At 52.6% G+C, this 15,488-nt stretch carries 15 protein-coding genes and 1 tRNA gene; 13 read left to right on the forward strand and 3 right to left on the reverse strand.

Going from position 1 to position 15,488, the window contains the following annotated elements; all coding sequences use genetic code 11:
• Positions 1 to 20: 20 nt before the first annotated feature.
• Together asd and rsgA are read right to left on the reverse strand one after the other, a co-directional pair.
• Positions 21 to 935 (reverse strand): archaetidylserine decarboxylase, encoded by a 915-nt coding sequence (asd, locus tag DCH402_RS02120; protein WP_039999374.1) that lies wholly within the window; start codon positions 933 to 935, stop codon positions 21 to 23.
• A gap of 71 nt (positions 936 to 1,006) precedes the next feature.
• Positions 1,007 to 2,056: a small ribosomal subunit biogenesis GTPase RsgA gene (gene rsgA / locus DCH402_RS02125; RefSeq protein WP_039999376.1), complete on the reverse strand. Its 1,050-nt coding sequence runs from the start codon at positions 2,054 to 2,056 to the stop codon at positions 1,007 to 1,009.
• A gap of 147 nt (positions 2,057 to 2,203) precedes the next feature.
• Here rsgA and orn point away from each other — a divergent pair, with 147 nt between their 5' ends.
• The 8 genes from orn to DCH402_RS02165 all read left to right on the forward strand — a co-directional run bounded on the left by orn (position 2,204) and on the right by DCH402_RS02165 (position 8,456).
• On the forward strand, positions 2,204 to 2,746 hold the full coding sequence (gene orn, locus DCH402_RS02130; RefSeq protein ID WP_039999378.1) for an oligoribonuclease: 543 nt from the start codon (positions 2,204 to 2,206) through the stop codon (positions 2,744 to 2,746).
• Positions 2,747 to 2,968: 222 nt separating this feature from the next.
• A tRNA-Gly gene (locus DCH402_RS02135) sits at positions 2,969 to 3,044 on the forward strand.
• A 339-nt stretch (positions 3,045 to 3,383) separates the two neighbouring features.
• Positions 3,384 to 4,919 carry an amino acid adenylation domain-containing protein gene (locus DCH402_RS02140; protein ID WP_161624062.1) on the forward strand — a complete coding sequence of 512 codons (1,536 nt, stop codon included), beginning with the start codon at positions 3,384 to 3,386 and terminating at the stop codon, positions 4,917 to 4,919.
• 3 nt (positions 4,920 to 4,922) lie between these two features.
• Positions 4,923 to 5,174: an acyl carrier protein gene (locus DCH402_RS02145; protein WP_039999381.1), complete on the forward strand. Its 252-nt coding sequence runs from the start codon at positions 4,923 to 4,925 to the stop codon at positions 5,172 to 5,174.
• A gap of 23 nt (positions 5,175 to 5,197) precedes the next feature.
• Entirely contained in the window at positions 5,198 to 6,145 is a 948-nt protein-coding gene (locus tag DCH402_RS02150) for a chlorinating enzyme (protein ID WP_039999382.1), read from the forward strand.
• Between the two features lie 13 nt (positions 6,146 to 6,158).
• Entirely contained in the window at positions 6,159 to 6,833 is a 675-nt protein-coding gene (locus DCH402_RS02155; RefSeq protein ID WP_039999384.1) for an alanyl-tRNA editing protein, read from the forward strand.
• A complete protein-coding gene (locus DCH402_RS02160; RefSeq protein WP_039999386.1) occupies positions 6,833 to 7,753 on the forward strand; it encodes a DMT family transporter in 921 nt (306 codons plus the stop codon). The genes DCH402_RS02155 and DCH402_RS02160 overlap by 1 nt, the downstream gene beginning before the upstream one ends.
• Positions 7,746 to 8,456 carry a thioesterase II family protein gene (locus tag DCH402_RS02165; RefSeq protein WP_039999388.1) on the forward strand — a complete coding sequence of 237 codons (711 nt, stop codon included), beginning with the start codon at positions 7,746 to 7,748 and terminating at the stop codon, positions 8,454 to 8,456. The genes DCH402_RS02160 and DCH402_RS02165 overlap by 8 nt, the downstream gene beginning before the upstream one ends.
• A 57-nt stretch (positions 8,457 to 8,513) precedes the next feature.
• Here the strand turns inward: DCH402_RS02165 and DCH402_RS02170 are convergent, their stop codons facing one another.
• A complete protein-coding gene (locus DCH402_RS02170; RefSeq protein WP_039999389.1) occupies positions 8,514 to 9,086 on the reverse strand; it encodes a helix-turn-helix domain-containing protein in 573 nt (190 codons plus the stop codon).
• 154 nt (positions 9,087 to 9,240) lie between these two features.
• Between DCH402_RS02170 and DCH402_RS02175 the strand changes: the two genes are divergently transcribed.
• The 5 genes from DCH402_RS02175 (at position 9,241) to DCH402_RS20965 (ending at position 15,480) form a co-directional block, all read left to right on the forward strand.
• Positions 9,241 to 9,840 (forward strand): LysE family translocator, encoded by a 600-nt coding sequence (locus DCH402_RS02175; RefSeq protein ID WP_039999391.1) that lies wholly within the window; start codon positions 9,241 to 9,243, stop codon positions 9,838 to 9,840.
• Positions 9,841 to 10,144: 304 nt separating this feature from the next.
• Entirely contained in the window at positions 10,145 to 10,948 is an 804-nt protein-coding gene (locus tag DCH402_RS02180; RefSeq protein WP_039999393.1) for an efflux RND transporter periplasmic adaptor subunit, read from the forward strand.
• Positions 10,945 to 12,264 (forward strand): efflux RND transporter periplasmic adaptor subunit, encoded by a 1,320-nt coding sequence (locus tag DCH402_RS02185; protein WP_039999394.1) that lies wholly within the window; start codon positions 10,945 to 10,947, stop codon positions 12,262 to 12,264. The genes DCH402_RS02180 and DCH402_RS02185 overlap by 4 nt, the downstream gene beginning before the upstream one ends.
• Complete coding sequence (locus tag DCH402_RS02190; protein WP_039999395.1) at positions 12,261 to 14,384, forward strand: HlyD family efflux transporter periplasmic adaptor subunit; 2,124 nt, start codon at positions 12,261 to 12,263, stop codon at positions 14,382 to 14,384. The genes DCH402_RS02185 and DCH402_RS02190 overlap by 4 nt, the downstream gene beginning before the upstream one ends.
• 277 nt (positions 14,385 to 14,661) lie before the next feature.
• Positions 14,662 to 15,480 carry a phage tail protein gene (locus DCH402_RS20965; protein WP_071604656.1) on the forward strand — a complete coding sequence of 273 codons (819 nt, stop codon included), beginning with the start codon at positions 14,662 to 14,664 and terminating at the stop codon, positions 15,478 to 15,480.
• Positions 15,481 to 15,488: the final 8 nt, after the last annotated feature.

Below are 15,488 nucleotides of genomic sequence, written 5' to 3' on the forward strand. Positions count from 1 at the left end.
CCTCAGGTGTGGCGATGGGGTCAGGGGGTGGTGTCGGTATCGTCGTTGGCGCTCATGCGTGTCTGAATGTCTTCATCCAGCGCTTCGGCCATCGCTTCACCCATGCGGGTCACGCTCTGGCTAGCCAAACCGGGCATGAACCGTATACGGTCTTTCGCGAACAGATTAATCACCGTAGAGCCGAGTTTGAAACGGCCCATTTCATCGCCTTTTTCCAGAATGACGGCACCTTCGCCTCCCATCGGGTAGGCCCAGCGTTTGATGATGCCTTCACGCGGCGGCGTAACCACGCCAGCCCAAACGGTTTCGATGCTGCCGACGATGGTAGCGCCGACCAGAATCTGCACCATCGGGCCGAATGGCGTATCAAACAGGCAAATCACCCGTTCGTTACGGGCGAACAGGTTCGGCACGTTGGCGGCGGTCAGCGGGTTAACGGAAAACAGGTCGCCCGGTACATAGATCATATCGCGCAAAATACCGTCGCACGGCATGTGCACGCGGTGGTAATCGCGCGGCGAGAGATAAGTCGTGACGAACACGCCGTCGCGAAACAGGTCAGCGAGAATGACATTACCGGCCAACAGCGCTTCCAGCGAATAGTTGTGCTGTTTGGCTTGCAAGACCTGAAGATCGTCAATGGTGCCCAACTGAGAAATAGCGCCGTCGGCAGGGAAAACCAGCCGGTTCGCCAGCGGGTCGACCGGGCGAATTCCCGGTTTCAGCGGGCGTACAAAGAAATCGTTGAAAGTACGATAGGACGCCGTATTCGGTTGCTGCGCTTCCTGCATGTTGACCTTATAGATGCGGGCAAACAGGTCAATCACCAGTTTGGTGAGCATGCCGGCCTGGCGGTCAGCTCCCCAGCCGGCCAGTTGCGTCAGCCAGACCTTCGGGAGCAGATGTTGTAGAGCAATCTTGATTCTGTCCAGCACAGTGAGCCTCGTCGTTTTTTTAAGGGTACGCCGTAAAAAGGGGCGCATTGTAGCGGTGGATACGATAAATGTCAGTTATCCGGAGTTGAAAAGGATTTACGCGTTTTTACCTGCGCCATGCTCTCAAGGATGCGGTGGTAATTGTCGAAACGCTCTGCGGCTATCTCCCCGCGTTCCAGTGCGGCGCGGATAGCGCAGCCGGGATCGGTATCGTGCTTACAGTCGCGGAATTTACAACTGCCCAGGTAGTCGCGGAACTCGACAAAACCGCGCGTTACCTGTTCCGGCTCCAGATGCCACAGGCCGAATTCCCGCACGCCCGGCGAATCGATGACATCGCCGCCGTGGGGGAAGTGATACAAACGTGCAGCGGTGGTGGTGTGCTGGCCGAGTCCGGACGCATCGGACACGTCGTTGACCAGAATTTTGGCGTCGTCAGGATAGAGCAACGCGTTGAGCAAACTCGACTTACCGACGCCGGACTGCCCGGCAAAGATACTGACGCGGCCGGTAAGCGCGGCTTCCAGCTCGGCGACGCCCTGCTGAGTGTGGCTGGATACCATCAGCACCCGATAGTGCAGGTTGCGATAAATATCCATCACCTCTTCTACGAACGCCCGACCTTCGTCATCCAGCAGATCGGTTTTGTTGAGCACGATCAGCGGCTCGACTTCCAGCGTTTCACAGGCCACCAGATAGCGGTCGATAATATTGAGCGATAGCTCCGGCAAGATGGCGGAGACAATCACAATCTGGTCGATGTTAGCGGCGATCGGTTTGATACCGTCATAGTAATCCGGCCGGGTCAACACCGACTGACGTGGGTGTACCGCTTCGACAATACCGCTGATGCCGGCCAGCGTTTCATTACCGGCGCGCCAGACGACCCGGTCACCGGTGACCAGCGAGGGGATGGTACGGCGAAGATTACAGCGGTGCAGTTCGCCATCCGGCGCTTCCACATCGGCATGCATGCCGAAACGGCTGATAATGATGCCTTCCTGCGGTTCGCCTAACTGGTTGTCATCCCACTCGACCTTGCTGTCGGCATGCTTCAGGCGGCGCTGATGGTTGGCGCTGACTCGCCGTTGCTGACCTTTTGACAGTTTCTTTTTACTCACGCAGTCTCTCTTGGTTCGACGCTTATCGCCGGTGGCGATGGAAGCGACTATAATACACGCTATTTTATTTTAATTAACCGCCGCCGGGCCTGTCAGCCTGCCGGTGGAGAAACTTTCAATAGCAATGGCGACACGGGAATAGCGACGATGGTAAATGAAAACAACCTGATCTGGATCGATTTGGAAATGACGGGGCTGGATCCTGAACGGGATCGTATCATCGAGATCGCAACGTTGGTGACCGATGCCAACCTGAACATTCTGGCGGAAGGCCCGACGTTGGCGGTACATCAGTCAGATAGCCAACTGGCGCTGATGGATGAATGGAATGTCCGTACTCATACCGCCAGCGGATTGGTCGAGCGGGTGAAAGCCAGCGCTTATGACGACCGTGCCGCCGAGCTGGAAACGTTGCGTTTTCTGCAACAGTGGGTGCCGGCAGGCAAGTCGCCGATTTGCGGCAACAGCATCGGGCAGGATCGCCGTTTCCTGTTCCGCTACATGCCGGAATTGGAGGCTTACTTCCACTATCGTTATCTGGACGTCAGTACGCTCAAGGAACTGGCGCGCCGCTGGAAACCGGAAATGCTGACGGGCTTTAAGAAGCGTAATACCCATCAGGCGCTGGATGATATCCGTGAATCGGTGGCGGAACTGGCGTACTACCGCGAACACTTTATTCAGTTGTAACGGTTGGTTGTCGCTGTTAGCCGTAACGAGGGTATGAGCCGTTGGCATGACAGTGTAAAAATGTGCCCCGGCCCTCGCTGTTGCGGGGATTTTCAGCGTATTGTTGATTTTGTCGGCACTTGAACACTATTTTTTGTCAGAGGGGTTGCGGGAGAGAAAGTTTCTCGTATAATCCGCTCCCCGTAACGACAGCAAATTTATGCGACGTTACGCCACACCTCTGCGGGAATAGCTCAGTTGGTAGAGCACGACCTTGCCAAGGTCGGGGTCGCGAGTTCGAGTCTCGTTTCCCGCTCCAAATTCAATTGTGCAGACGAATGTCTACACAATGCAGAAAACCACCGAAAGGTGGTTTTTTTGTTTCTGCCGTTCGTTATAGCGAATAACATCAGCCGATTTTTGCTCACTTTTCTCACATAGCTTCATGCTGTTTGTCCCACGTAATAGGTGCGCCAACTCCTTCCTGAAATGCTCTGGCGACAGGCCAGACTGCAGTAAATCTGAGATATGATTATAAATCATAAAAATAATTAATTAATTCCAAATAAGAATATACAAAACGCTTGTTCGTTTTAATGTCTATATATAGTCTTTAAAAGAACGGATGTGGCTTATTTTGTCCAAAATGGAGGATGATGTGAACACTGATACACCCTCATCCATACCGTCAAAAACGTTGCTGGGATGCTTTTTAGACGTAGCGGACAGATACCCGGAACGTATTGCGGTCAAAGATGGCGAAACCAGTACGACTTATCATGTATTGAAGGCGAAGGTTCTCTCTATTGCTGGCGCATTACGAAACCAGGGGGTTGAACCTGGTCATCGCGTGGCGGTGGAATTGACGCCTTCTGTAGATCTGATCACTGCGTTGCTTGCCGTACAATATGCTGGTGCGGCTTATGTCCCTCTGGATAAAAAAGCGCCTCTGGAAAGAAATCGGTTGATTGTGGATGACGCTAAACCGGTTTTGACGATTTCCGATAGCGACATGTCTTCTCTTTATTGCATCGATCACGTATCGATACAGACGCTGAAATCGGCGGCGGCCTCAACCGACTTTGGTGATCACTCCCGGCTTGATAATACGGCTTATATTATCTACACCTCGGGTACGACAGGAAAACCTAAGGGGGTGCCGATTACCCATGGCAACCTGGCGGCTTTATTTTGCGTTACTGAGAGCTTATTTCATTTCAGTAATCAAGATGCAACGCTGCTCTACCACTCTTACGCGTTTGACTTTTCAGTATGGGAAATATGGTCTGTGTTGGGGTATGGCGGGAAATTGGTGATACCCGATGAAGAAATAAAAATAGTTCCTCATGCCCTTGCCGAACTTATTAAAGAAGAAAATATTACCTTACTTAATCAGACACCCACTGCATTCTCAGTGAATGCGGAAAAGCTTTGTCAATTTCAACCGGAGGAACTATCGCTACGTTGTATTATTTTTGGCGGTGAGCGATTGAATTTCCAGACACTAAAAGTTTGGAGCAAACACTTCGGATTACATTCACCCATACTGGTTAATATGTATGGTATTACGGAGACGACGGTTCATGCCAGCTGGCATATTGTCAATGCGGCAGACTTGATGAATCCGGAATCAAACATCGGCTGGGTTTTACCTCATTTTCATTACATGATTCGCCCACTCGGTAATGAGCTCTCGATTGAGAACGGGGGAGAGCTTCTTTTATCCGGTCCACAGGTGACGATCGGTTATCTGAATACAGAAAACGATAATGGCAATAAATTTATATGGCTGGAAACAGAGGGCGTATCCCAAAGGTATTACTGTTCCGGCGATGTCGTAAAACACAACCCCAAAGGGGAGCTCATCTATCTCGGGCGATGTGATGAGCAGGTGAAAATTAATGGGTTCAGAATCGAAACGGGTGAGATCGAATCTGTCCTGGCACAGCTGGAAGAAATTGACGATATCTCTGTGCTGGCGGCAAAGACGGATATACATGGTTATCACCTGATCGGTTTCTTCACGTCTTCATCGGCGCAGGATGAAGAGGAGATAAAAGAGAAGTTGAAGTCTCAGGCCCGGCTCGCTTTACCGGTATATATGCGCCCTCTGCGCTACAGGCGAATCGATGTCATGCCGAAAACGGTAAATGGAAAGATTGATAAGAAATTAATTCTGCATTCAATGGAGTAAACCATGACTGTCAATGACACTTTAAATCTGAAAGAAGATATCCATAAAGAAAAGGCGCTGGCGCAATATTTGCTGTGGCTGGAGGATATTTTAGAGCAGCCAGTTGAACCTGATGATAATTTCCTTGATGCGGGTGGCCATTCGATGATAGCCATTTCATTAAATGAAAAAGTAAAAAAAGAGTTTGGACTGACGCTATCCATGGAGCGGTTATACAACACAACATTAAGAAACGTTTTCTTCTCAGCGAAATAACTCTCTAAAAGAGGATGTGTAAAATGAGTAAGGCACTGCACCTGACAGAAGAACAATTAGATAGCTTTCATCGCAATGGTTATATAGGCCCGTTAACGATTTATTCACCAGATGAAATGAGCGATATCTGGAATAAAGTACGTCGACAATTGCCGGATCGAAGCAATGCCGCTTACCCGGCGGATTCCTACGGCGCGGCCACTAACATTTCTAATTATGACCGTCACCTGGATATCGAGTTGCTGAGTAAACACATAACTAATCCACGTATCGTTGCACCGGTTGCCGATATTCTGGGTCAAGATGTGTTGTGCTGGCGTACAGAGTTTTTCCCGAAATATCCGGGTGATGAAGGGACTGACTGGCATCAGGCCGACACCTTCGCGAATGCCAGCGGTAAGCCTCAGATTCTATGGCCAGGCGAAACAGAAGATCGCTTTGGCAAAGGGACGCTGACCGTCTGGACGGCATTTACCGATGCCACCATTGAAAATGGCTGTCTTGAAATTATGCCCGGCACGCACCTCAAAATGAACTACGACGAAACGAAAGCAATGGCATATCAGACCGAGATTATTAACAGCCGGGCGAAAGAGGGGAAAAAACGGGGATTCTTCGGGTATGACTACCGTGAACTACAGATAGAGCCAGACTGGAAACCAGACGAAAGCAAAGCATTTCCATTGGTCATGAAGGCCGGTCAATGTGTGATCTTTTGGTCCACGCTGATGCACGCCTCTTATCCCAACTCGTCTAAAAAAGATTTCCGTATGGGATTCGCCACGCGCTATGCGCCAAGCATCGTCGATATCTACCCCGATACCGACGTTGTGGAGGAATACGGCGGTAGTATTCCGCTTGATAAGTTTGGGTGCGTGATTGTTTCCGGCCAGAGCCTCAACGCGAGAAACCGTATCGCGTCGAACAATCTGCTTGGTCAACCTTTCACACCCCTGGCTGAAAGCCGGTAAACAGGAGCCTGAAATGATGCAAATTCAACGCTATCTGGATGATACCTACTGTTTTTCTGCTACCAGCGAGGTCATCGCTACCGGCACTGACTCGTATGGGTCATGGCTGGCTCTGCGGGAGAACATCTTTCACCCACAAGGCGGGGGGCAACCCGCCGATACCGGGTGGATTAATGATATTCCCGTTAGCATCCGTAAAGATGAGTCTGGTTTGGTGGTCGTCTATCCCCAATCTTCACTCGAGTTTGACGTGGAAACGCGGTTGCAGTGTCGGTTGTCGGCACCGGAACGTATGCGACATGCCGCATTGCATACCGCCGGGCATTTGCTGAATTGGGAAATGCGCCGGTATGGATGGCGGGCGACGTCCGGGCATCATTTCCCGGGAGAATCTCGAGTTGTCTTTTCTCCGATGGGGTCCAGCGCGGTATTGGTGGATCGTTTGCCGCTCCAGGATATAGCTGCGGGCATCAGTTTACGTTTGCTTGCGGGGGGAGAGGTCAAAACATGGCGGGAAGGAGAGAACCGCTACTCCCTGATACCCGATACGGAAGCGATGCCCTGTGCGGGGACGCATGTGAATGACATCAGTCAAATTATTAATTTTTCAATAAAATCAGCCAAATTTAAGAAAGATCAACTGCGAATCAGCTATGACGCAGAACATTCGGCCCAGAGGAATGATTAATGTCTAATGAGACGACGCTGTACCTTTCTCGTTCACGGCTGTATCTGGTGGATTTAGGATTACTGACCGTCGCCTTGTCGTGGGGGGCGAGTTATTCATTGATGCAGATGATCATCCATGCCGGCGTGGCGGTTCCTCTGTTTCTGATGTTGCGTTTTGCGTTGGCGGTTCCCTTTATGTTCCTGGGCACCCGAATTCGCCTGCGTGATTTTACACGTGGCGAAGTCCTGAATGGGGTAATTTTCGGTGCGTTGCTCTATGCCATTTTGACGCTCGAAACCCTGGGCGTGAAATACACAACAGCGGCGAATGCCGGCTTTCTGATCGCGCTATCCGTGGTGTTGGTGCCTTTTTATGAGCGTGTTCTGGGCAAACGGCGGCAGAGCAAACTCATCTATGTAACCTGTGTTCTTTCACTGGCCGGCGGCGGTTTGATCAGTTTTTCTCATAGCGGGCCCATAGGCTTTAATTTTGGCGACTGGCTGGTGCTGCTGGCGGCATTAATTCGCGGATTCCAAATCTTCATGTTTGGCCAGCAGACAGCGGGTAAATCCTATTCGCTTATCAATATTACACTGGTCGAGTTGCTCACGGTTGCTGCGCTTGGCCTGCTATTTATTTGCGTTTCCGACCCGGCATCCATGCAGGCTATTCCGGCTATTCCCCTTGATGTGTGGGGCTATATTCTCTTTTTAAGCTTGTTGGCGACGGCATTTGCCTTTCTGATGCAACTTTATGCGGCAAAACTGACCAGCCCGACACGGGTTGGGCTCATTTTATCGATGGAACCCGCTTTTGCCGCCGGTTTTGCCGTCACGCTCATGGGCGAGGTGATTGGCATTTGGCAGGGCATCGGTGGAGCGATCATTGTCTCGGCGGCATTGGCTGGGCGTATGCTTGAGGGGAAGCGCTATGAATGAGCCCCCGTCTCACATGGTATTGTTTCATCATGCCGGTGGTAACGCCTCATCGATGCAGACGATAGCCCGGCGCTTTTCCTCTGCCTTTTCTACCATGCTGATGGAGATGCCGGGGCGTGGCCGACGCCGACAGGAAGCACTGATGTATGATGTGAGCGCCATCGTAGACGACTTTGCCGCGCGTATCCCTGAGCAGGGCCGGCTTATTCTGGTTGGGCATAGTCTGGGGGCTTATATGGCCTATCTGCTGGCCGGGCATTGTCGACGTATAACACCAGAAAGAGACATCGTACTGGTGGTGATGTCTAACGATCCCATCCATTGCCGCAGACGCTTCCCGTGGCGGGAGTTGAACCCGGAGTCACAACAAGCGATCTGGCATTTTGCAACCCGACTGGGAGAGCTGCCTGATTGGTTAACGCAGGATGATGTACTACGCCAACAGTTTATTCAGGTGCTGGCCGCCGATTTAGCTGTTGCCAATTCTATTCGTACCGAAGATACGGAGCCGCTGAACGGCGTGCCGGTATTATTGCTCTATGGAGAAGATGACCCGTATCTGCCCGATGCTCCCGCCCGCTGGTGCGAATGTACCAGCGGTATATACCGAATGGAGAGCGTGCCGGGTGGGCATTTTATTCAATCCGGGTCAGATGTCGGCGACATTATTTTCCGCTTTATTTCAGATGTCGACATGGAATAATAATGTATTAATGAATGGGTGTGCTATTGCACAGCGGGGCTTCTGTGCCCCGTTTGATTAAACCTGAATGGAATTGGACATCACGACTGTCGCACTGACGGCATGGTCAGTACAGATATATGAGTGAAAGATACTGCCAGAGAAACAATAAAAATCACCGGTCTTAAGTACGATGCTTTCGTCATCGGCAAGTTTAAGCGTGAGTGAACCAGAATGCACCAGAATATGCTCATGGGTTCCCGATGCGTGCGGAGGGCTATTGATAATAACGCCAGGATTCATTTGCAAATGCCATATTTCTGAAATATTACCCAAACCGATGCGAAATTTCATCTTTTGGGAATACTCTCCTTGCATAGGCGTATTTCTTTCCATGTAAGGATAGGTGCTGGTGTTAACTGCGAGTAAGTCGCTTAAAGGAACACGTAAAGCACCGGCAATGGCGTCTAAGGTATCGACACGTGGGTTTGAGTTACCCGATTCCAGTTTGGATAATGCGGCTTTCGACACGCCTGATAACCTGGAAAGATCATTAAGCGAGATATTTCTGGTCATTCTTAATTGTTTGATTTTATTTCCAATATTAATGGATGTTGTCTCTGCTTCATGGTGGGGGTGGGAGGTGTTCATCAACAAACCAAATACGTTATCAGACAAGGAACCCAGTTTAGCAGATCCCGATAAAAAGGTGACGGTTTTGTTGAGACGGCGAATTAGGTTGCGATGCCGATCTCAGAATAATACTCGCTCAGCGGTGATGACGCTTCATTGAAGGAATATCAGTATGAGTTATGAATACCTGAAAGTGATCTTGTATATCGCATTATTTTTGATTATACCCGGGCCGACTAACACATTACTTCTTTGTGCCAGTTATACCCAAGGAGTTATTAAAAGCGCCAGACTTGTTCTATCCGAGTGGGCCGGATACTTATTGGCGGTAACAGCATGGGGGTTATTATTTACCTATCTGGTACGGTACGGCGGTTTAATGCTGGGTGTGATTAAACTGCTTTCGGCTTTTTATGTCATTTATCTGGCGGTGAAAGTCTGGCGGTTCTCATTTCATCAAATAAATGGAACTATAACATCGGGTACGGTGTTTATCACGACATTGCTCAATCCTAAGGCATTTTTATTTGCCGACTCTATTATTCCACCCTCTGCCTTCATTTATCAGGCGAGCTATATTCACGCGATGGTGAGCTTGTTATTAGCCTTATTCCCTGTTTCTTTTATATGGCTCTATTTCGGCACGCTGATGCGTCTTAGCAATACATCACAGCGTAGGGTAAAACCGATGCTGTTCTACCGCGGTGCGTCGCTCATCATCTCGCTTTTTGCCGCGTCGATGTTTTATCAATCGGCGTCAATGATATTGTAATGAAACATGCGAGTTGTCTGAACGCGGCACGGGAACCGTTATTGCCGTGCCAGCCCGTCACTGTGTCATCTTCAATCACTTGCCGGTTGATGTGCCATCATTGGGCGTTGTTGTCACTGAGCGCTGTTATCACTGACCATGACCACAAATTCCGCAATCGGGTACTGGACTTACATCGCCTTTCCGCCGTTGCTGGTCTACTATAATTGCAAAAATAAGCATAGTTAATCGGTGGAAATTCAGATGGTTGGTCTTTATACCTTCTGATTTTGCACACACCTTCGCGCAATCAAGGCAGGTTAGTGTGAACAATTTCAATCACTCCGTTTTCTGTCGGGCTCTGGGGCTGCTGACGTTTTGCGTCTGGGTTTATCACGCACAGGCGCAGGCTGACGACCCGTTATTGATTAATCCGACTCATCCTGGTCAGTTGACGGCATCGTCGGACAATCAGGCGCGTGGGATATTGGTAGCGGTGGAGCAGGCGACGATTTCCAGTGATCTGGCCGGGCGTATCGTAGAAATGCCGTTCCGGGAAGGGGAGTCGTTCAAAAAAGGTGACCTGTTGGCGCGTTTTGACTGCAGCATCTATCAGGCGCAGTTAGCGGCTTCGCAGGCGGCGATGCGGGCAGCGCAGGCGGAGCTGGATCAGAATCAGCAACTGGCGCAGTTGAAATCGGTGGGTAAGCATGCCGTGTCTTTGTCTGCCGCGCGTCTGGCGCAGGCACAGGCGGAAAGCCAGGTCTATCAGATTCAGGTTAACCGTTGCCGTATTGCGGCGCCGTTTGACGGGCAGGTGGTCAGGCGGCGTGCACAAGCGTATGAAAGCGTAGCGCCAGGGGCGCCGGTGCTGGATATCGTCAACAATCGCCATCTGGAAATTAACCTACTGGTGCCATCCCGTTGGTTGACCATACTCAAGTCCGGTCTGGTCTTCACGTTTACGCCGGATGAAACCGGCACGCCGTTACAAGCCCGTGTTTCCCGTCTGGGGGCGCGTATCGACGAAAGCAGCCAGACCCTCGGTCTGACCGGTGTTATCGAAACCAAAGACGCCGCGCTGATGGCCGGTATGAGCGGTACGGCCCATTTCCCGGAGAAACCGTGAGTACTACGCCCCCTGTTGCCGGCGAGCGTATCTTCGCCCGTTTTTTAGACATTGAGCGTCAGGCGCGTTCGGCAGATACCGCCGAAGCACTGGCGTATTGCATCGTCAACGACAGCCAGACGCTGTTCGGTTTCCGTCATGCCGCCTTGGTGATTAATGGGACGGTACGGGCGGTGACCGGCGTCACCCAGCCGGCTCCCCATGCTCCTTTTGTGGCGTTTATCGAACGGGCCTGTGTGCAGTTGCAGCGTGCTCAACAGCATGAGCAGTGCGCGGTGGTGGATGCGGCATGGCTGGATCAACAAAGCCGCAATGACTGGCTAGCGTTATCGGCGCCTGAAGTGCTGTGGGCACCGTTGAAAGATAGGCAAGGACGTCTGTTCGGCGGCATCTGGTATGCCCGTGAACAGCCCTGGCAGCCCGCCGAGCAATTACTGGTGGAACAACTGGCGCATACGTTCAGCCATGCCTGGCTGGCGCTGGAGCCGCAACCGGTCTGGCGGCGCACGCGCCGACGCTGGAAACTGGCTGTCCCGCTGCTGGTGGTCGTTGGGTGCCTGTTTATTCCGGTGCGACAGTCGGTGCTGGCGCCGGCCGAGGTGATTCCGCTCAACGGGCGTGTAGTGGCGGCACCGTTGGACGGCGTGATTCAGGCGTTTGCCGTTCAGCCGAATCAGGGGGTACGCAAGGGAGACCTGCTGGTGCGTATCGACGATACCACGCTGAAAGCCCAGGCGGATGTGGCTGAAAGGTCGTTGAACGTGGCGGAGGCGGAGTACCGCGCCAGCTCGCAACGTGCCTTTCAGGATGCCGATTCCAAGGCCAGGCTGGATTTTCTTGCCGCGCAGGTGGCGCAGAAGCGTGCCGAGCGCGATTATGCCAACGCTTTGCTGAGCCGTACCGAGATTCGGGCGGAGCGGGATGGCATTGCGGTGTTTGCCGATGCCGAACGCTGGACCGGAAAACCGGTCCGTACCGGCGAACGACTGATGGATCTGGCTGATCCGGCTTCCGTGTCGCTGCGTATCGAGCTGGATGTCGGCGATGCGATTCGGCTGGAGCCGGATGCGCCGATCACCTTGTTTCTTGATAGCGACCCGATAACGCCGCATGGCGCGCTGCTGGATCGTATTGCGTATGAATCGGAACAAACCCCGGCGGGCAATCTGGCCTATCGGCTGGATGCCCGTTTTAACGGCGAACCGCCGCGCATCGGGCTGCGTGGTACGGCGAAAATCTCGGGTGAATACGTGCCGCTGGCGGTGTATCTGTTCCGACGGCCGCTCGCCGTGTTACGTCAGTCGGTTGGATTATGACCAATGGCGGAACGGGGCATTTTTTGCCCGCACTGAGAACGGATCTGCAACTGGTGGAGTCGGCGACCGGCCTCGACGGTGCGCCGCAATGGTTGCTGGCCGACCCGGTTACCGGACGCTATTTCACGCTGACGCCTTCGGCGATTCGCCTGTTACGCCACTGGTCGCTGCGTCATCCGCAATCGGTGCTGGAGGCGGCTAACCGTGAGCCGGGTCTGCCGTTGCAGGGCCGCGAGTTGGAGCAGTTATTGCGGTTTCTGCGCAATCACGATCTGATAGCCGCCAGCGACCCGGTGCAACGACAAGGGTATGCCATCAAGGCGGCGGCATTGCGTGTCAGCCTGTGGAAAACCCTGCTACACCAGTATCTGTTTTTTCGCATTCCGCTATGGCGACCGGACCCATTGCTCAACCGTTGCTGGCCCTGGCTGCAACGTTACGGCCTGCTATTCCTACGGCTGGCGTTACCGTTAATACTGCTGTTGGGGGGCTTTCTGGTGAGCCGTGACTGGGTGCGCTATACCCACTCGTTTCCTCACCTGTTCAGCCTGCAAGGAATGGCGGCTTTCGGCATCGCACTGGTCTTCGCCAAATTTATCCACGAACTGGGGCATGCTTTTATGGCTAAGCGTGCCGGTTGCCGGGTGCAGACCATGGGCGTGGCGTTTATCGTGCTGTTCCCGTTGTTTTATACCGATGTCAGCGATGCCTGGAAACTGAAGGATCAGCGCGCCCGGTTATTGGTAAGCGCCGGCGGTATTCTGGCGGAACTGATGCTGGCTTGCGTTGCGTTACTGGCCTGGGCGCTGTTGCCTGATGGCCCGGTGCGTACCGCCGCCTTCATGCTCTCCAGCGCCACCTGGATAACGACGCTGGTGGTTAACCTCAACCCTCTGATGCGTTTTGACGGGTACTTTTTACTGAGCGATTTCTGGCGGGTGGAAAACCTGCAGGAACGCGCGTATGCCCTGTGCCGATGGCGGCTGCGCGAGGTGTTGTTTGGTTATGGTCATCCGGCACCGCAGACCTGGTCGCCGCCGATGCGGCGCAAGCTGTTGATATGGGGTTATGCCTCATGGGTATGGCGCTTTTTTCTGTTTTTCGGTATTGCGCTGATGGTGTATCACTTTTTCATTAAGGTGGTCGGCATTGTGCTGATGTCGGTGGAAATTGGCTGGTTCATCGCGTTGCCGATCGTTAAGGAGGCCCGTATCTGGTGGTCCATGCGTAAAATTGCTCATCCCGTCAGCCTGTTGCGTTCGGGGCTGATGTTGGCGGCGGTACTGGTGTTGCTGCTGTTTCCCTGGCGCGGCAGCATCCGTATTCCCGCCGTACTGGAAGCGGAAAACGTCAGTGCGCTGTATGCGCCGATTCCTGCACAGGTAAAAGCGTTATACGTCGCCGACGGCCAGCAGGTGCAAGCCGGTGAGAAACTGCTGGAGCTGACATCGTCCGATTTGGACTACCGCATCAATATCGAACGTCAGCAGATTGCCGTTTTGCAACAGCAACGGCAGCGGGGAGCCGGGCGTCAGGAAACCGCCGGCGAAACCCAGGTACTTGACCGTCAACTGGCGGAATCGTTGGCTCGCTATCGGGGGCTGGATGCGCAACGCCAGCGGTTGTCTCTCACCGCGCCGCAAGCGGGGCAGGTGAGAGATATGGCGCGGGATATGACGGAAGGTCGCTGGCTGACCACCGACATGCCCTTGTTACGCGTTGTTGAGCAAGGCGCCGGGAAAGTGCAGGGGTATTTGCCCGAAGACTCCCTGACGCGCGCAAAAGCGGGCATGACGGGCGCTTTTATCGCCGATGATCCGGCTTATCCCCGTCTGGCGGTACAACTGAAAGACATTGCGCCCACCGGCACCGCCTGGTTACAGCAGGAAATGCTGGCGTCCGATCGCCACGGCCCGATCGCCGTGCGTCGCGACAGGGATCATAACCCTCAGCCCGTCCAGGCGCAGTACCGTGTGCGTTTCGCGGTTCAGCAGGGGCAGTTCCCGCCGCCGCAACAGCCGTTACGAGGCAGCGTGATGCTGGAAGGCGAAACGGAATCCATTCTTGGCGCGGTATGGCGTCGAATTGCCGCGCTCGGGATCCGGGAAAGCGGATTTTGATGTGGCTAATGCGATTTTTTAATGACGATAAAACGCGTCATATAATTAATTTTACTGAATTGTTGTTTGTGTGATGGTTCGGGAAATAATTTTATTCAGCCGGCGGACAATCTCTCCTGCTTCAACTATGTTTTTATTGTGATTGATAAAATATATTTTGTTTCAATTTGAAACTATTTCATATTCTATGTATTTCTCCAGTATTTTTGGGGTCATACCAATAATCATCCAATAAATCGCATAGATAACACTTTTACGATGGTGAGGAGAGATATCCATGATGCATGCTAAGAAGGTTTTTACCCAAACAGCGATAACTGTAGCCATGGTTGGAGGTATTTTATGGCCTCAGATTGCTTCAGCCTGTGGTTCGGAAGAATACATTGGCTCTGTCTGTTATACCGCAGCGCAATTTTGTCCTTCCGGTTTTGTTCCGGCGGATGGACGTGCACTGACTATTCAGCAAAATAGCGCGCTTTATTCCTTATTAAGCACCACCTACGGTGGTGATGGCAAAACAACGTTTAACGTGCCTGACTTACGTGGCCGTTTTCCTCTTGGTCAAGGTTCTGGTAGCGCCGACTCCAATAATATAGGGGCAAAAGCCGGTAAGGCCTCCGTGACATTATCGAACAACCAGATTGCGCCGCATATCCATCCAGCCACCTTTACACCCGGTGGGTCGTCAGTTGATGTTACGGTTCCGGCACAGCCGAGCACCTTAAGTGTGGCAGCCTCACTACCGCTTGTCACGACCGCCAGCGGTACGGCGACGACAACCCCCGTACCGACAGGAACCAGTAACTATCTTGGTGCCCTGACGGCCAAAGCGATTAATGGCTTATCAAGTTATAACGTCAGTTTTACCGGATTGTTCTCACAGACGAAACCGAGTCCGGTAACGGCATCAGCCCCTGTCGACACCACCGTGTCGGGTTCGGCGGGAACCGCTGCTTTCACGTTTAAAGTGCCGACCGGCGGGTCTGTTAGCGTGCAGCCTAATCTTCCTGCGGCAGCGCCTGTGGATATTCGGCCGCAGTCACTGACCTTGTTGCCGTGTATTGCTGTATTGGGGCTCTATCCACCAAGAGATTGAGTCTGATG

Origin of the sequence: Dickeya chrysanthemi NCPPB 402 (assembly GCF_000406105.1) — a bacterium.
In the GTDB taxonomy this organism is placed as follows: Bacteria; Pseudomonadota; Gammaproteobacteria; order Enterobacterales; family Enterobacteriaceae; genus Dickeya; species Dickeya chrysanthemi.

Excerpts from the sequence above, each read along its gene's own strand:
- orn (WP_039999378.1), top strand. The coding sequence starts at position 2,204 with ATGGTAAATGAAAACAACCTGATCTGGATCGATTTGGAAATGACGGGG.
- DCH402_RS02145 (WP_039999381.1), top strand. The coding sequence starts at position 4,923 with ATGACTGTCAATGACACTTTAAATCTGAAAGAAGATATCCATAAAGAA.
- DCH402_RS02150 (WP_039999382.1), top strand. The coding sequence starts at position 5,198 with ATGAGTAAGGCACTGCACCTGACAGAAGAACAATTAGATAGCTTTCAT.
- DCH402_RS02155 (WP_039999384.1), top strand. The coding sequence starts at position 6,159 with ATGATGCAAATTCAACGCTATCTGGATGATACCTACTGTTTTTCTGCT.
- DCH402_RS02160 (WP_039999386.1), top strand. The coding sequence starts at position 6,833 with ATGTCTAATGAGACGACGCTGTACCTTTCTCGTTCACGGCTGTATCTG.
- DCH402_RS02165 (WP_039999388.1), top strand. The coding sequence starts at position 7,746 with ATGAATGAGCCCCCGTCTCACATGGTATTGTTTCATCATGCCGGTGGT.
- DCH402_RS02170 (WP_039999389.1), bottom strand. The coding sequence starts at position 9,086 with ATGAACACCTCCCACCCCCACCATGAAGCAGAGACAACATCCATTAAT.
- DCH402_RS02175 (WP_039999391.1), top strand. The coding sequence starts at position 9,241 with ATGAGTTATGAATACCTGAAAGTGATCTTGTATATCGCATTATTTTTG.
- DCH402_RS02190 (WP_039999395.1), top strand. The coding sequence starts at position 12,261 with ATGACCAATGGCGGAACGGGGCATTTTTTGCCCGCACTGAGAACGGAT.
- DCH402_RS20965 (WP_071604656.1), top strand. The coding sequence starts at position 14,662 with ATGATGCATGCTAAGAAGGTTTTTACCCAAACAGCGATAACTGTAGCC.